General features: G+C 68.6%; 16 protein-coding genes. 14 read left to right on the forward strand and 2 right to left on the reverse strand.

Annotated elements, in window-relative coordinates:
• Positions 1 to 19: 19 nt before the first annotated feature.
• Positions 20 to 1,234 (forward strand): LLM class flavin-dependent oxidoreductase, encoded by a 1,215-nt coding sequence (locus ACFSVL_RS31960; RefSeq protein ID WP_378309401.1) that lies wholly within the window; start codon positions 20 to 22, stop codon positions 1,232 to 1,234.
• 343 nt (positions 1,235 to 1,577) lie between these two features.
• Here ACFSVL_RS31960 and ACFSVL_RS31965 read toward each other — a convergent pair whose 3' ends face one another.
• Entirely contained in the window at positions 1,578 to 2,348 is a 771-nt protein-coding gene (locus ACFSVL_RS31965; RefSeq protein ID WP_378309403.1) for an alpha/beta fold hydrolase, read from the reverse strand.
• A gap of 33 nt (positions 2,349 to 2,381) precedes the next feature.
• The gene (locus ACFSVL_RS31970) at positions 2,382 to 3,035 is read right to left on the reverse strand and encodes a RidA family protein (RefSeq protein WP_378309405.1); all 654 of its coding nucleotides are present in this window, start codon (positions 3,033 to 3,035) and stop codon (positions 2,382 to 2,384) included.
• Positions 3,036 to 3,229: 194 nt separating this feature from the next.
• Here ACFSVL_RS31970 and ACFSVL_RS31975 point away from each other — a divergent pair, with 194 nt between their 5' ends.
• The 13 genes from ACFSVL_RS31975 (at position 3,230) to ACFSVL_RS32035 (ending at position 15,693) form a co-directional block, all read left to right on the forward strand.
• The gene (locus ACFSVL_RS31975; RefSeq protein WP_378309406.1) at positions 3,230 to 4,399 is read left to right on the forward strand and encodes an LLM class flavin-dependent oxidoreductase; all 1,170 of its coding nucleotides are present in this window, start codon (positions 3,230 to 3,232) and stop codon (positions 4,397 to 4,399) included.
• A gap of 45 nt (positions 4,400 to 4,444) precedes the next feature.
• Positions 4,445 to 5,596, forward strand: coding sequence for an LLM class flavin-dependent oxidoreductase (locus ACFSVL_RS31980; RefSeq protein ID WP_378309408.1), 1,152 nt, complete (start codon positions 4,445 to 4,447; stop codon positions 5,594 to 5,596).
• On the forward strand, positions 5,593 to 5,940 hold the full coding sequence (locus tag ACFSVL_RS31985; protein ID WP_378309409.1) for a RidA family protein: 348 nt from the start codon (positions 5,593 to 5,595) through the stop codon (positions 5,938 to 5,940). The genes ACFSVL_RS31980 and ACFSVL_RS31985 overlap by 4 nt, the downstream gene beginning before the upstream one ends.
• Positions 5,937 to 7,403, forward strand: coding sequence for an aldehyde dehydrogenase family protein (locus tag ACFSVL_RS31990; RefSeq protein WP_378309411.1), 1,467 nt, complete (start codon positions 5,937 to 5,939; stop codon positions 7,401 to 7,403). Before ACFSVL_RS31985 ends, ACFSVL_RS31990 begins: the two co-directional genes overlap by 4 nt.
• Before the next feature lie 29 nt (positions 7,404 to 7,432).
• Positions 7,433 to 7,939, forward strand: a complete 507-nt coding sequence (locus tag ACFSVL_RS31995; protein WP_378309413.1) for a flavin reductase family protein — start codon at positions 7,433 to 7,435, stop codon at positions 7,937 to 7,939.
• 13 nt (positions 7,940 to 7,952) lie between these two features.
• Entirely contained in the window at positions 7,953 to 8,597 is a 645-nt protein-coding gene (locus tag ACFSVL_RS32000; protein WP_378309415.1) for a TetR/AcrR family transcriptional regulator, read from the forward strand.
• 52 nt (positions 8,598 to 8,649) lie between these two features.
• A complete protein-coding gene (locus tag ACFSVL_RS32005) occupies positions 8,650 to 10,113 on the forward strand; it encodes an aldehyde dehydrogenase family protein (protein ID WP_378309417.1) in 1,464 nt (487 codons plus the stop codon).
• A gap of 5 nt (positions 10,114 to 10,118) precedes the next feature.
• Complete coding sequence (locus ACFSVL_RS32010) at positions 10,119 to 10,661, forward strand: flavodoxin family protein (protein WP_378310103.1); 543 nt, start codon at positions 10,119 to 10,121, stop codon at positions 10,659 to 10,661.
• Between the two features lie 21 nt (positions 10,662 to 10,682).
• Positions 10,683 to 11,075 carry a RidA family protein gene (locus tag ACFSVL_RS32015; RefSeq protein ID WP_378309419.1) on the forward strand — a complete coding sequence of 131 codons (393 nt, stop codon included), beginning with the start codon at positions 10,683 to 10,685 and terminating at the stop codon, positions 11,073 to 11,075.
• Positions 11,072 to 11,872: a RidA family protein gene (locus ACFSVL_RS32020; protein ID WP_378309421.1), complete on the forward strand. Its 801-nt coding sequence runs from the start codon at positions 11,072 to 11,074 to the stop codon at positions 11,870 to 11,872. Before ACFSVL_RS32015 ends, ACFSVL_RS32020 begins: the two co-directional genes overlap by 4 nt.
• Before the next feature lie 166 nt (positions 11,873 to 12,038).
• Positions 12,039 to 12,992 (forward strand): ABC transporter permease, encoded by a 954-nt coding sequence (locus ACFSVL_RS32025; RefSeq protein WP_378309423.1) that lies wholly within the window; start codon positions 12,039 to 12,041, stop codon positions 12,990 to 12,992.
• Positions 12,989 to 13,894: an ABC transporter permease gene (locus tag ACFSVL_RS32030; RefSeq protein ID WP_354741914.1), complete on the forward strand. Its 906-nt coding sequence runs from the start codon at positions 12,989 to 12,991 to the stop codon at positions 13,892 to 13,894. The genes ACFSVL_RS32025 and ACFSVL_RS32030 overlap by 4 nt, the downstream gene beginning before the upstream one ends.
• On the forward strand, positions 13,891 to 15,693 hold the full coding sequence (locus ACFSVL_RS32035) for an ABC transporter ATP-binding protein (protein ID WP_378309425.1): 1,803 nt from the start codon (positions 13,891 to 13,893) through the stop codon (positions 15,691 to 15,693). Before ACFSVL_RS32030 ends, ACFSVL_RS32035 begins: the two co-directional genes overlap by 4 nt.
• The last annotated feature ends 10 nt before the right edge of the window (positions 15,694 to 15,703 follow it).

Genomic DNA, 15,703 nt, shown 5'->3' on the forward strand with positions numbered 1-15,703 from the left:
ACTCCGAGCAGGAGGCGAAATGCCCGAGTCGATCCGTCAGCTCAAGTCCGATACCGAGAAGGCGGAGGTGCTGCGGGGGCCGTTCGATCCCGGCGGCCAGCCCGACCTCTCCGGCGACCATCCGCTGCACCTGTCTCTGTTCGCCTGGAACGTGCGGTCGGGCCTGTCGGCCACCAAAGCGGTGCTGAGCGACCCGGCGCGGCTGCGCGATTTCTGGGAATGGCCGTCGGCCTCGAAACTGCTGAAAGGGGCCGAGGCCGCGGGCTTCGACAGCCAGCTGCAATACGGGATGTGGAGCGGGTTCGGCGGCGAGATCGGCTGGAACGACTCGGCGCTGGACTTCGCCACCGCGCCCGCCGCCGCGGCGGCGATCACCGAACGTCTCGGCCTGCTGACGACGTTCCACGTCGGCTACGGCGTCCATCCGCTCTGGCTCGCGAAGATCACCTCGGCCACTGACCACGTCGCCGGCGGGCGGCTGGGCGTCAACATCATCGCGTCCACGAACGCCAACGACTACGCGCAGTTCGGCATCGGCGACAAGCCGTCCCGCGAGCAGAAGTACGAAATCGCCGACGAGTTCACCACGCTGCTGAAGTACCTGTGGACCTCGGACCACCCGATTGATTTCGAAGGCAAGTACTTCCAGGCCTACGGAGCCCAAGTGAGCCCGCGGCCGAAGTCCTCGCCGCGTCCGCTGCTGATGAGCGCGGCGCAGTCGGACATCGGGTTCGACTACGCCGCCCGGCAATGCGATCTGATGTTCATCGCGAGCAACGTCACCGGCGGCAGCCTGGACGAGTACCGCACCAAGGCGGAGAAGATCCACGCCGCGGCCGCCCAGTACGGGCGCAAGATCCGGATCTGCGCGATGTGTTACGTGGTGATGGAGGAGACGGACGCCGAGGCGGAGAAGAAGGTCCGCTGGATGGCCGACGAGATCGACCGGGAAGCGTTGCGGAACCACATCATCCGCACCGGGCTCGGTCCCGAGGCCGACCTCGAAGACCGGTACCTCGGTCTGGGGGAGGACCGCTACACGCAGTTCGGCCTCGGCATGCACGGCTACCAGCTGTTCGGTTCCTACGACACGGTTGCGGACAAACTGGCGGGCCTGCACGAAGCGGGGGTCGGGCAGGTCGCGCTGTGCTTCTTCGATCCGCACCGGGGCGTCGAGCAGATGCGGGACCACCTGATGCCGCGGCTGCGCGAACGCGGGCTGCGCAACGACTGACCGGAGGGTCGTGAAGGACCCCTTGAGGGAATCCCGGCAATGCCAGGGAGTTGAGCGGTGCGGCCTCCCCGGCTGCTGAGCGTCCACAAAGGACGCCAAGCCCGACGCGCCACCATTTGACTGGTTCTTGTTGTCCGTGAGGGGACCCCTAAGGGAATCAGATTCCCTCAGGGAGTCCCTCACAGCCCCGCGCACCCGGTCACATGGGTATCAATCGGGCATTTAGCCAGTATTGGTGTCCTTTATGGACGGTCAACAGGCGCGGTGCCACGCGGCTTAAGTTCCTGGCATTGAATCTGCTCAGGGGTCCCCTCACGGACAACGACCCGCGCACGGCCGGGAACTACGGCGCGAGCAGGAATTTCTCCACCGCGTCCGCGGTTTCGTCGAACGCCGTGGTCAGGATCTGGTGCAGCCCGGGCACCTCGACGACCTGCTCCAGGTACGGCCGGTAAGCCTCAAGCTGTTCCGGGGTGACCAGCCCGAACGCGGGCGCGTACAGGAGCATGGCCGGGACGCGGAGCGTTTCCGGCGGCGGGGCCGGCGCGGCGAACTCGCTGAAGATGGACACGACGGCCGCCTGGCTGGTGCGCCGCTTGAGCCGCCCGTCCGGGAGGGTGTCGAACTCGTCGGCCAGCTCCGCCTTGAACTTCTCGACATCGACGTCCGGGCCGAGGTTTTCTCGGCTGGCGACGAACTGTTCGAACGAATCCCATTCCCCGCCGGTCAATTCCTGTTCGGCGCGGTGCCTTGCCAGTTCGGCCGGGATCTGCACGACCGGTTCCAGCAGCGCGAGCCGGCGGATCCGCTCAGGGGCGCGGGCCGCGAGGTCGAGCATCAGCCTGCCGCCGAAGGACCGCCCGACCCAGTCCGGCCGGTCGAGCCCGAGCGCGTCGACCGATTCGAGCAGGTCGTCCACATAGGTGGCGTGCGTCCACGGCGGTTCCCATCCGGAGCTGCCGTGCCCGCGCAGATCGAACGCGATGATCCGGAACCGTTTTCCCCAGCGCTCGTCGACGACCTTGCGCCAGCTCCCGGCGTGCGAGCCCACGCCGTGCACCAGGACGACCGGCGGGCCGTCGGGATTTCCCCATTCGCAGGTTTCCAGCAGCATGCAGAGCCCTTCCTCGTCGCTAGTGCCGGGCGGTCACGCCGCGGCGGTGACCTCGACCTGGATCCGGCAGTCGCCGGCCAGTCCCAGCAGGACCGTGCAGCGAGCGGGCAAATCCTGGGAGGCGAAGATTTCCCGGTACGCTTGTTCGAATTCCTCGAGGTAGGACTCGTCGCGCACGTATGTCGTCGTCTTGACGATGTCCTTCACGGACAGTCCGGCGGCATCGAGTTGCTTCCCGATGCGCTGGAAGACCACCGCTGTCTCACCGGCGATCGTGGCGGCCTCCGGTACCCGGCGCATGGTCGCGACGTCGATCGCGAGGCTGGACGCGTAGACGAAAGGCGCGACCGGAGCGGCATTCGGTTGTGCGGCAACGACATCGATCGCCACGCGGCCACCGCCGGCGACTCCGGCGGCCAGGATCGTCAGCACCGCACGGCAATCGGGTCCCAGCGCCGCGCGATATGCGGCTGCGACATCGTCGTGGAAGGCCTCGTCGGCGATCCAGATGTTCGCCTTGACGACGTTCGCCAGCCCGCGTCCGGCCGAGGCGAGCGTCGCGGCGATCTGCTCGACACAGGCGCGGGCTTCGTCCGCGGTCGTGCCTGGGTGCGGGCCGCTCGCGGAAGCGAAGACGAAACCGCTGCTCGCCGCGCCTGAATCTGGGGGAGTGAGGAATTGCGTCACGATCGGGCTCCTTGCCGGGTCGTCGGGAGGACGGCTAGCGAAAACCGCGCGGGCCGGTCCTTGCCGAGCACCCTATGCAACCGACCGGACGGTATGCAAGGCTTGCGGAGCGGCCTTGACTTCGAGCGTGTTGCCTCTCTAACGTCATACCGACTAGTCGGAACTAGCTTCGTCAGCCAGACAGGGCGGTCTCCATGCACACGGGTCTTTCACTGATCTTCCAGAATCTCGGGCGAAGCCGGACCGACGCCGAGGTCTACCGGCACGAGACGCGCTACGCCCTGGAGGCGGAGGCGGCGGGCTTCGACTCGGTGTGGACTCCGGAACACCACTTCACCGACTACGACATGACTCCGAACGTTCCCCAGTTCCTCTCGTGGCTGGCCGGGCAGACGTCGCGGCTGCGCCTGGGCACGATGGTGTCGGTGCTGCCGTGGAACGACCCGGTCCGGGTCGCGGAAAGCTTCACCCTGCTCGACCATCTCTCCGGCGGCCGGTCGCTGCTCGGCATCGGGCGCGGGCTCGGCCGGACGGAGTTCGAGGGTCTCCGGGTCGAGATGGGGCATTCGCGCCGGCTGTTCACCGAGTACGCCGAAGCGGTCACCGCCGGACTCGAAACCGGGGTGATGGAGTACGACGGGGAGCTGTACCGGCAGCCGCGCGTCGAGATCCGGCCCGAGCCGTACGCGAGCTTCCGCGGCCGGACCTTCGCCTCGGCGATCTCCCCGGAATCGATCGACCTGGTCGCCCGGCTCGGCGTCGGCATCATGGTGATCGCGCAGAAGCCGTGGCACACCGTCGAGCGGGAACTGGAGAACTACCGGCGCCGGTTCGCCGAGATCAACGGGACGCAGCCGCCCAAGCCGATTATCGCGTTGTTCGTCGGCGCGGCGCCCACAGAGGAGAAGGCGCAGCACATTCGCGAGCATTATCTGCAGAATTACGCGCTTTCGACGGTGAAGCACTACGAGTTCGACAATGTGGGTTTCGCCGACATCGAGGGCTACGAGTACTACGCGGGGCTAAGCCGCAACATCGCCAAACACGGCATCGAGGGCTTCAGCAGCTTCCTCGCCGATCTGCAGGTGTGGGGAACGCCGGACCAGGTCACGGCGCAAGTGCTCGAATACGTGGACCGGCTGAACGCGGGCGGGGTCCTGATGGTCCCGGCCTACGGCGGCATGCCGGAAGACATCGCCGACGCCAATTTCTCGCTCCTTTCCAAAGAGGTGCTGCCCGCGCTGAAGGAGTACGACGTCGGCGGCGATCTGGGGGTCACCTACGACATGGGGCCGCCGCGGGAACCCGCCGCGGCGGCCGACGAAGAAGACGAGGGCGCGCCCGGCATCGGATTGCTGCCGTGAGCGCGGGGAATGAACCCAACACCGTGGCAGTGAGGGATGGTCGGTATGCGGTTTGACGTGTTCTACGTGCTCGCGAATCAGGGGCGGGGACGCGCGTGGTCGGATTTGCTGGACGAGGTCCGCCGCCGGGTCGTGCTCGCCGACGAACTGGGTTTCGACGGGATGTGGCTCGGCGAGCACCATTTCGACGCCGAGGGCACCGACCAGTTGCCCAACCCGGTGCTGCTGTGCGCGGACCTGGCCGCCCGGACGTCGCGGATCCGGCTCGGGATGGCGGCGGTGACGCTGCCGCTGTGGCACCCGATCCGGCTGGCCGAGGACCTCGCGATGCTCGACCACTTCAGCGGAGGCCGGGTCGATGTCGCGTTCTCGCGCGGCATTCTCGCCGGGGAGATCGTGAACCTGAATCCGGATGCCGACCGGGCCGACGAAGCGCGGTCCCGGGCGATCTTCGACGAGCACCTGGCCATGGTCCGGGCGGCGTGGACGGAGGATCCGTTCAGCTGGCAGTCGGAGCGCTACCAGATCCCGCGGCCGAAGATGAAATGGCCGGCCAAGGCGTACGAGTCCTATCACGACAGTGACGGCTATCTGGCCGGGCTGGCCGTGCTCCCGCAGCCGGTGCAGTCGCCGACGCCGCCGCTTTACGCGGTGTCGCAAGGACTCGAAGGCTTCCGGTCCGCGGCACGGCAGGGGCTGGGAATCATCACCTCGCATTCGACTCCCCGGCGCGCGCAGAAACTGGGCGCGGCCTACGCCGAGGTCGCCGCACAGCACGGCGGCCCGCCCTCCTACATGCCTGGTCCCTGCGTGCTGGTGCGCGACACCTGCGTAGCAGCCACGGACGCGGAGGCCCGCGAAATGATGGAAGAGCAGGTCGCGGTCCGGTTCAACCTGATCAAACGGGTGCGCGGACTGGGGGAGTGGCTGGAGGAGGACGAGGATCCGAGCGATCCGGCGTTCGAGTCGATGAAGCCGTTCGACCTGATGATGGACCGCGACTACCTCCTCGTGGGCTCGCCGGACACGGTGGCCGAACGGATGATCCGGATGCACCGCGACTACGGCATCGAGCACTGGTCGCTGGCGCTCGGCCGGGTCTCCGACGACCAACTGGAGACGACTCTGCGGCTGCTGGCCGACGAGGTCCTCCCCGCGGTGCGCAAGGCGGCCGCCGAACTCAAGGACGCATCATGACTGCTTTCCTCGACAGCGACGGCTCGGCGGCAGTGCTCGCCGGCGGGCTCGTCTTCGCGACCGCTTCCGCGGCAAGCGCCGGGACCGTCGCCGACGAGACCGCGAAGTGTCTCGACGAACTGGAGAAGACGTTGGGACAGCTGGGGTGCGGCCTCGGCGATCTCGTGAAGGTGAACTGCTACCTCTCCGACGACGGCTACCGGGGCGAGTTCTGGCAGACCTGGGACGCGCGGTTCGCCTCGCTGGACGTTCGGCTGGTGCGCATCACCCAGGTCGTCGGCATCCCCGGCGAACACCGCGTCCACCTTGACGCCACCGCGGTCCGGCCGGAGGGCCGCGCATGACCGCGACAGCGATTTCCGTCCACGCCGGACCGATCATCGGCGGCAGGCCGGTCGAGTCGGCCGGGGCCGAACGGCAGGACGCCGTCAGCCCGGCTACCGGCGAACTCCTCGGCAGCTTCGCGCTTGGCGCCCCGGCGGATGTCGAGACCGCGGTCGCGGCCGCCGGGGACGCGTTCGAGGCATGGGCGGCGACGTCGGTCTTCGAGCGCATCAAGTTCCTGGAGCGCGCGATCGTAGTGATTTCCGAGCGCCGCGAAGACCTCGGCCGGCTGCTGGCCTCTGAGCAGGGCAAGCCTTACCGCGTCGAGGCGCTCGGCGAGGTCGACGAGACGATCGAGTATTTCCAGAGCGCCATTGAATGCGCCAAGCGCCTCGACGGAATTCTCCCGCCGCTCGCCGACACCGCGAAACGAGTGCTCATCTCTCGCGTGCCGAGGGGAGTCGTGGCCGCGATCGGGCCGTGGAACTTCCCGCTCGGCACCATGGCGGGCCAGGTCGCCCCGGCTCTCGCGTCCGGGAACACCGTCGTGGCACTGCCCGCGCCGACCACGACGCTGACGTGCTATGAGTTCGCCCGGTGCCTGATCGACGCCGGGTTGCCCGAGGGCGTGTTCAACCTGGTGACCGGGCAGGGCGCGGTCGTCGGCGACGCGCTGAGCGGGCATCCGGACGTGCAGGTGGTGGCGTTCACCGGCTCCGTGCCGACCGGCCTCCGGGTCGCGCAGCGCGCGGCGGGCAAGGCACAGCTGATCGAACTCGGCGGCAACGGCCCGACTGTGCTGCTCGACGACGCCGACCTAGCCCTCGCGATCCCCGGCTCGGTGTCCTCGACCTACTACTGCGCCGGGCAGAACTGCATCGCGGCTGGACGGTTCCTGGTCCACGAGGCGATCTACGACGAATTCGCCGAAGCCTTCACCGCGGCCGTGCGCCGGGAGATCAAGCTGGGCGATCCGTTCGCCGAGGACACGACGATGGGTCCGGTGAACAACGCCGTCCTCGCCGGAAAGATCGACCAGCACGTGCGTTCCGCGGTCGCCGACGGCGCGAAGGTGCTGCTCGGCGGCGAGCGGGCGGCGGGATTCCCGACCGACCTGTACTGGCAGCCCACGGTTCTCGCCGACGTGACCGAGTCGATGGCAGTCGCGGTTGAGGAGACATTCGGACCGGTGGCCCCGCTGCAGCGGATCAGCTCGGAAACCGAAGCGCTGCAGATCATGCAGGCCTCGCCATACGGGCTGTCCGCGGCTGTGTACACCAAGGACTTGGCCAGGGGCCTCCGGTTCGCCGAGAAGGCCCCGGCCGGGACGGTGAACGTCAACACGAGCACGTCCAGCGCCGAGGTGCACCTGCCGTACGGCGGTCGCGCGGGGAAGCTCAGCGGCCTCGGCCGCACCCAGGGCCGGTACCCAATGGAAGACGTTTACACCGAACTCAAGACCGTCATCGCGCACGTGGGCTGAACGGGCCCGCCGGATCGGCGAGGAGCGAAATGATCGACCTGACGACGTTCAAAACGATTATGGCGGCCGCGCCAGGGCCAGCGGCCGTGGTCACCGCGATGGGCGCGGACGGACAGCCCTACGGCCTGACCGTTTCGGCGGTCTGTTCGGTCTCGCTGGAACCGTCGCTCGCACTGGCGTGCATCGACCGCGGCTCGAACACCCTGGCGGCGATCAAAGAAACCAACGCCTTCACCATCAACTACCTCGGCACCGGATGCGAACCGGTGGCGATGCGCTTCGCGACCAAATCCGACCGCAAGTTCGAGGACCAGCGATGGACGCTCCCGGCGGCCGGCGGCGGGCCGATCCTGCTCGACGCGGCCGCCGCGCACGTGGTGTGCCGGGTCGAACAGGCCGTTCCGGCGGGCGATCACATCATTTTCGTCGGCGCGGTCGTCGAGGGCTCCGCTGACGACGGTTCGCACGCTCTGGCCTATGCCCGCCGGAAATTCTTCACCGGCGAGCACCTTGAGTCCGGCGCCGCGGCGCGCTGAACGGAGCTGCCCGATGCCCGCCCGAGCCCGCAAGAAGACGCCTCCGGTGCGCGATCCGGACGGCACGCGCCAGCTCCTGCTCGACAGCGCGGTGCGGCTGTTCGAGGAACACGGCTACCACGCGACGTCCGTCCAGGAGATCGTGGCCGGGGCCGGGTTGACGAAAGGCGCGTTCTACCACCACTTCGACACCAAAGAGGACGTCCTGCACGAGATCCACGACCATTTCGTGGACCACCAGCTCGACCTCCTGCGCGGCGTCGTCGCCAGCGGCGGCCCGCCGGACGAGCTGCTGCGCCGCGTCATGGTCGAGGTGCTGATCGAGCCGATCAGCGTCTACCGGGCGGAAATCGCCATCTTCATGCAGGAGTACCGGTTCCTGTCCGGCCGGACGTTCGCGGAGATCCGGCGCAAGCGGACGGAGTTCGAACGGCTGGTCACCGAGGTGCTCGAAAAGGGCATCGCGAACGGCGACTTCGCCGCGCCGGTGCCGCCGAAACTGCTGGCGTTCGCGGTGATCGGCATCGGGGCCTGGGCGTACCACTGGCTCGATCCGCAGGGGGCGGTGACACCGCGGGAAGTCGGCGAGGCGTTCGGCAGCCTCGTCGTCGACGGCCTGGGCGCCGCCGCTGTCCAGGAAAGCCGTCGGGAGATCTGACTACCAACCGGTTGGTTCATTGACCGGCCAAGGCAACGAGAACGAGGTCACTATGGGTTCTGCAACAGCACAGCGTCCGGAGCCGCGCCAGTTCGTCGGCGGGCAGTGGCGCACCGGAAACGGCGCCGAAGCCATCGCCGTCTTCGATCCGGCGACCGGCGCGCGGCTCGGCGAGGTCGCAGCGGCCAGCGAGTCCGATGTGGACGACGCGGTCCAGGCCGCGGCGGACGCGTTCGGCCCGTGGTCGGCGCTGTCGCTGAGCCGCCGGGTCGCCTACGTCAACCGGTTCAAGGCGTTGGTGCAGCGCGATGCCGAGGCGCTCGCCGAGACCGTCTCGCTCGACCAGGGCAAGACGCTGGACGAGGCGCGCGGCGAGGTCACCCGGCTCGTGGACGCGATCGAATGCGCCGCGGCGGCACCGATGATCTACCAATCGGCCAGCGGAAATGTCGCGGCCGGCCTCGACGCCCGCCGCGTGCGAGTCCCGCTCGGCGTGTGCGCCGCGGTCACCCCGTCCAACTTCCCGGTGATGAACCCCGGGCAGTTCGCCGCCTGGGCGCTCGTGTGCGGCAACACGCTTGTGCTCAAAGTGTCCGAACAGGACCCGTACGCGTCGACGCACCTGATCAAGATCCTCGAAGAGGCCGAGCTGCCGCCGGGGGTGCTGAACCTGGTGCACGGGCGCGCCGACGCGGTCAAGCGGCTCATCGCCAGCCCCGAGGTCGCCGCGGTCTCCTGCATCACCTCGACGCCGACGGCGCGGTCCATCTACGCGGCCGCCGCGGCCGAGGGCAAACGGGTCCAGGCGAACGGCGGCGCCAAGAACCCGATCGTGGTGGCCGAGGATGCCGACCTGGAACGGGCGGCGGCAGGCATCGTCTCGTCGGTCTTCGGGATGGCTGGGCAGCGCTGTCTCGCCGATACGCGCGTCATCGCCGCCGAGAGCGTTTACGACTCGCTGGTGGAGATGGTCGTCGCGCGGGCGTCGGAACTCGTTGTCGGCAGCGGTCTCGATCCGCGCACGACGATGGGGCCGGTGGTGAGCGCACAGAGCAAGCAACGTCTCGAAGCGACAGTGGACGCGGCGATCAGCGGGGGAGCGAAGGCGGTTTTGGACGGCCGGGGCGTGCGGCCGGTCAGCGGCACGCCGGACGGGTACTTCCTCGGCCCTACGGTGCTCGTGGACGTCGAGCCGGGTTCTCCCGTCGACCGCGACGAGACCTTCGGCCCGATCGTCAACATCCACCGGTCCGCCTCGTTCGAGGACGCGGTGGAGCTGGCGAACGACACCGAGTTCGGCAACGCCGCGACTGTCTACACCCGGTCGGGCTCCATCGCCCGGGAGTTCGAGCAGCGCTCGACGGCGGGCAACGTCGGCATCAACACGTTCCCGGCCCCGCCGATGAACTTCACCATGGGCGGCGCCGGTTCGTCGTTCTACGGCGACCTGCACATCTGTGGCGACGGGCCGCTGGACTTCTACACCGACCACAAGCTCGTCCTGTCGCGGTGGTGAACCAGATGAAGGTGATGGCGGTCAGCTGCTCGCCGAGCGTCGGCGGGCGGACCGCGGCAGCGCTGCGGGCAGTACTGGACGGCGCGGCGAGCGTCGGAGCCGGCACCGAGCTGGTCCAGTTGGCAGAACACAAAGACCCGGCTGAAGTCGTGGCGCGGATGGCGGACGCGGATGCCTTCGTCTTCGGCGCACCGATGTATCGCGCGTCGTACGCGTCGCCGTTCAAAGCACTCCTGGACGTCACGCCGCGGGGCGAATACGGCACCGAGGAGGCACCACTCACCGCTCGTGCCGTCGCGATCGTCGCGACGGCAGGCAGCGACCACCACTTCCTGGGCTTGCAGGCGATGCGCGGAGTGCTGGTGGATTTCTTCGCCGCGCACGTAGTTTCGCCCGGCTTGTACCTGAACGCCGACAGCTACACCCCGGACCAGACCCTCACCGCGGATACGGCCGGATCGGCCCGCACCCAGGGAATCGCGCTCGTGGAGCTGGCCAGGGCGATCGCATCGTCCGAAGGGCTCCGCAACGTCACCCCGAACGCCTGACCACCGACTGAGAGGCGAGCAATGCGACAGCTGCTCAGCACCAACGCCGCCGGAATAGCGGCGGGAACTGTTGCCGGGAACATGGTTTTCACCGCGGCGTCGGCCATCGACGTCGCCACGATGAAGCGAGTGTCCGAAGCGGACACCATCAAGGACGAGACCCGCGTGATTCTCCAACGGATCGAACGGACGCTCGCCGAAGCCGGCTGCACGCTGCGGGACCTGGCGAAGGTGACGTGCTTCGTCAGCGAGGAGGAACACCGGCTCGACTTCGCGGCGGCGTGGCGCGATCTCCTCGCGCCAGGGCCGTATCCGTCGCGCGCGATGGTGCGCATGGACCTGGTGAGCGACTGCCGGGTGCAGGTGGACGCGATCGCCGTACTCCCGGCGGGCGAAGGAAAGGACCGACGGTGACTGCTTTTCTCACCTACCCCGGCAGTGACCCGGAGTTGCGGCGCAAGTTCGGTCTCGGCGGCGCGGCGGTGATCGGGGATCTGGTCTTCCTCGGCGGGATGGCGCTGGACCTGACCACGCTTACCCGGCAGCCCGAGGCGGTCACCATCGCCGACGAACTGCGGATCTGCCTTGCCGGGATCCTCAAGACGCTGGAACAGGCCAACGGCACTCTCGCGGACATCGTGAAGGTGAACTGTTACCTCTCCGACGACCGGTACCGCGCGGAGTTCCGCGAAGCGTTCAAGGAGGTCTTCGCGCCAGGCCCCTACCCGAAGTGCCTGACGATCGTCGCCGGGCTGGCCGGGGACTGCCGGGTCGAGATCGAAGTGGTGGCGGTCAAACCGCCGGGCGGACGGGCCGCGGTGAACCCCGGCTTCTTCGACAGCGACCGGTTGGGTCGTTCGATGGGCGTGACGGCGGGCGGTCTCGTGTTCGCCGAAGCCGCCGCTCTGGACTGGGCGACGGGCGACCGGCTGCCCGAGGCGACGACGCTGGCCGAGGAGACCGGGATCTGCCTCGACCGGCTGTCCGCCGCGCTGGCGGAGGCCGGATGCACGCTCGCGGATCTCGTGAAGCTCAACTGCTACCTCGTCTCCGACAACGACCGGGCCGAGTTCTGGACCGCGTTGAACGAGCGGCTCGCACCGGGCCCGTATCCGCCGCGCATCACCCAAGTGACCTGTTTGGACGGTGCGGCCCGGGTCGTCGTCGACGCGGTCGCAGCGATCCCGGAAGCCAGGAACACGAGCGCGTAACGGGTCGGCGGCCGGGCTCCCCGAAGCGTTGACACCTGCGGAAACGCCCAGTAGCTTCGTTCAAACCAACTGGTACGTATGTAGTGCCTCGCCGCGATTCCCGGCCGCCGGTTTCCCGTCCCGCCGCAGCTGCGCCGGACGTCCCCACCATGGGAAGGACCCGCCGATGAAGCGAATGCTGGCGGCGCGAGTGCTTTTCGCGCTGCTCACCCTCGTGATCATCTCGATAGTCGTCTTCGCCGCCACCCAGGCGCTTCCCGGCGACGCCGCGCTCGTCCAGCTCGGCAAGCAGGCCACCCCCGCGGCGCTCGAAAGCCTCCGCGCCCGGATGCACCTCGACCAGCCGCTCGTCGCGCAATACTGGCTGTGGCTCACCGATCTGGTGCACGGGCACCTCGGCAACTCCCTGGCCACCAACATGAGCGTCGGCGCGCTGATCGGCGACCGGGTGGCCAACACGCTCGTCCTGCTGGTCGTCACCGGGGTCATCGCGCTCCCGCTGGCGACCGCGCTCGGCATCCTGACCGCGATCCGCCGGGACCGCGCGGCGGACCACACCGCGAGTGTCGTGATGCTGGTGATCGTGGCGATCCCCGAGTTCGTGTTCTGCCTGTTGTTCGTCGCTCTCTTCGCGACGAACGTGCTGCACGTGCTGCCGGCGGTGTCGCTGATCGATCCGGACCAGCCGCTCTTGTCCCAAGCCAGCGCGTTCGTGCTGCCGGTGCTGACGCTGGTCATCGTCAGCCTGCCGTACATCGCCCGCACAGTGCGCGCCTGCATGCTCGAGGCGCTCGAAAGCGACTACGTGGCGATGGCGCGGTTGAAGGGCGTGCCCGAACGGCAGGTCATCGTCAAGCACGCGCTGCCCGCGATCGCCGGTCCGGTGTTCCAGGTCAGCGCGCAGACCCTGGCGTATCTCGCGGGCGGGATCGTGGTGGTGGAGACCGTGTTCCAGTTCCCGGGCATCGGATTCGCTTTCGTGCAAGGGATCCAGAGCCGCGACCTGCCGGTGGTCCAAGCACTGGCGCTGATGCTCGCCGCGGTCTACGTGATTTTGAACAGCGTCGCGGACCTCGGAACTGTCGCGATGACACCGACCCTTCGCAAGGGGGCACGATGACGGACGTCGAAACGGCCGAAGCCGCGGTCGGCGAGCGCACCAGGCACAAACAACGCGGCGGATTCGGCCTGCTCGTGCGAGCCGCGTTGCGCCGCACCGAAGGACGGATCGGCCTCGCCCTGGTGGTTCTCGTCGCGGCGGTCGCATTCCTGGGGCCGTTCTTCAGCCCGCACTCCGCTTCGGAACTCATCAGCGCGCCGTATGCGCTGCCCGGCGACGGGACGGTCCTCGGTGCGGACGGGCTGGGCCGGGACGTGCTGAGCCGATTTCTCAACGGCGGCAACGTGATCCTCGCGCTGGCACTGCTCGCGACCGCGGTCGGCGTCGGGGCCGGAGTGGTGCTCGGCCTCATCGCGGGCTACCGCCGCGGTGTCCTCGGCCAGGTCATCATGCGGATCCTCGACATCGTGCTGTCGTTCCCGTCGCTGCTGCTGGCACTGCTGTTCCTGTCCATCATCGGCGTCAACTGGTGGATCATCGTCGTGACCATCGCGATCTCGCACATCCCGTATGTGGCGCGCGTGGTCGAAAGCGGTTCGCTGGCGGTGATCGGGCGCGGATTCGTCCAGTACGCCGAAATGATCGGCGTGCCGCGGCGGCGGATCCTCGTCCGGGAGATCCTGCCGAGCATCGTCGCGCCGCTCACCGTGCAGTTCGGCATCCGGGTCACGTGGTCGATCGGCATCATCTCGTCGCTCGCCTACCTCGGCTTCGGCCGCCAGCCGCCCTCGGTCGATTGGGGAATGATGATCAGCGAAAACCAGTCCATGCTTCTGTCCAACCCGCTGCCGGTGCTGCTGCCGGTCGCTGCCATCGCGGTCATCACCGTCGGGGCGAACCTGCTGACCGACGCGTTCGGGCAGGCCGCCGGCCTCAGCGGACGGCGAGGGCAGTCGGCATGACGGCGGTCGCGGAGACGGTGAAACAGGCGATCGAGGTCGCGGACCTGCGGGTGGATCTCGCGGACCGGGACGTGAACGTGGTGCGGGACATCGGGTTCAGCCTCCGGCCCGGCCAGATCCTCGGCGTCATCGGCGAATCCGGGTCCGGGAAGACGACGGTCGGCTCGGCGCTGCTCGGCTACGCGCGGCCCGGCACCCGCATCACCGGCGGTTCCGTCGTGGTCGACGGGGTCGACGTCCTGTCGCTGCGCGGCCCGGCGCTGCGCAAACGGCGCGGCGAGCTGATCTCCTACGTGCCGCAGGACCCGTTCTCCTCGCTCAACCCGTGCCGCCGCCTCGGTGCGCAACTGGCGGAAACGCTGGCCGTGCACGGGGTCGATTCCAAGGCGGAGCAACGGGAACGGATCGAGCGCATCCTCGAAGACGTGCGCCTTCCGTCCACTAAGGAATTCCTGCGGCGCTATCCGCACGAGATCTCCGGCGGGCAGCAGCAGCGGATCGTGATCGCGATGGGCTTCATCTGCAATCCGAAGGTCGTCGTGCTGGACGAGCCGACCACCGGCCTCGACGTCACGACCCAGGCGCACGTGCTGCGGATGGTGCGGGAGCTGTGCGAACGGCACCGCACCGCCGGGATCTACGTCAGCCACGACCTGGCGGTCGTCGGCGGACTGGCCGACCGGATCGGGGTGATGTACTACGGACGGCTCGTCGAGGCGGGACCGGCCGATGCGATCGTCCGCGCCGCCGGGCATCCCTACAGCCGCGGGCTGATCCAGGTCATCCCCGATCCGCACCGGCGGCGCGTGCTGAGTTCAGTGCGCGGCAGGGTGGCCCCGCTGGACGAACGGCCCGACGGGTGCGTTTTCGCGGCCCGCTGCGACCTGGCGGAACCGGAGTGCCGGACCGGCGAGATCCAGCCGGTGGCACTCGAATCCGGCCACGTCGCGATGTGCCGCCGGACCGAGGTCGTGCGCAGTTCGCCGCCCGCCAACGCAGCCCTCGCCGCGCGCGTAAGCGCTCCTGCGGAAGCCGGTCAGGGCTTCCTGTCGGTGCGCGAGCTGACCGCTTCGTACTCCGGCTACCAGGTGCTGAAGGACATCGGCCTGGACGTGCCGCGCGGCTTGGTGACCGCGCTGGTCGGCGAATCGGGTTCCGGCAAGACGACGCTGGGCCGGTGCATCGCGGGACTGCACGAAGAGGCGACCGGGGCGATGACCGTCGGCGGGAGCCCGTTGCGGTTCGGCGCCCGGAACCGGTCTCGCGAGGAACGCCGGACGGTGCAGTACATCTTCCAGAACGCGTCCGAGGCGCTGAACCCGCGCCGGTCCGTCCGGGACTCGATCGCCGAACCGCTGATCACGCTCGGTTCGGTCGCCGGTTCGGCCGAGCTGGACGAGCGGGTGGACGCCTTGCTCGACGACGTCGCGCTCAACCCGCGGCTGGCGACGAGGCGTCCGTCCGAGCTCTCCGGCGGCGAACGGCAGCGGGTGACCATCGCGCGCGCCCTCGCGACTGATCCGAGCCTGCTGGTCTGCGACGAGATCACGTCCGCGCTCGACGTTTCGGTCCAGGCGTCGATCTTGCTGCTGATCGAACGGCTGTGCGCGGAGAAGAACCTGACGTTGCTGTTCGTGACGCACAACCTGGCGGTCGTCCGGGCGATCGCGGACCGGGTCGCGGTTCTCGATACCGGGGTCATCGTGGAGGAGGGCGCGGTCGACCAGGTGCTGGACTCGCCGCAGCACGCGTACACGCAAGCTCTGTTGAAGGACACTCCGGCGCTGGATCTGGACTGATCGCGACTAT

It is taken from the genome of Amycolatopsis silviterrae (assembly GCF_042684085.1).
GTDB classification, from domain to species: Bacteria; Actinomycetota; Actinomycetes; order Mycobacteriales; family Pseudonocardiaceae; genus Amycolatopsis; species Amycolatopsis silviterrae.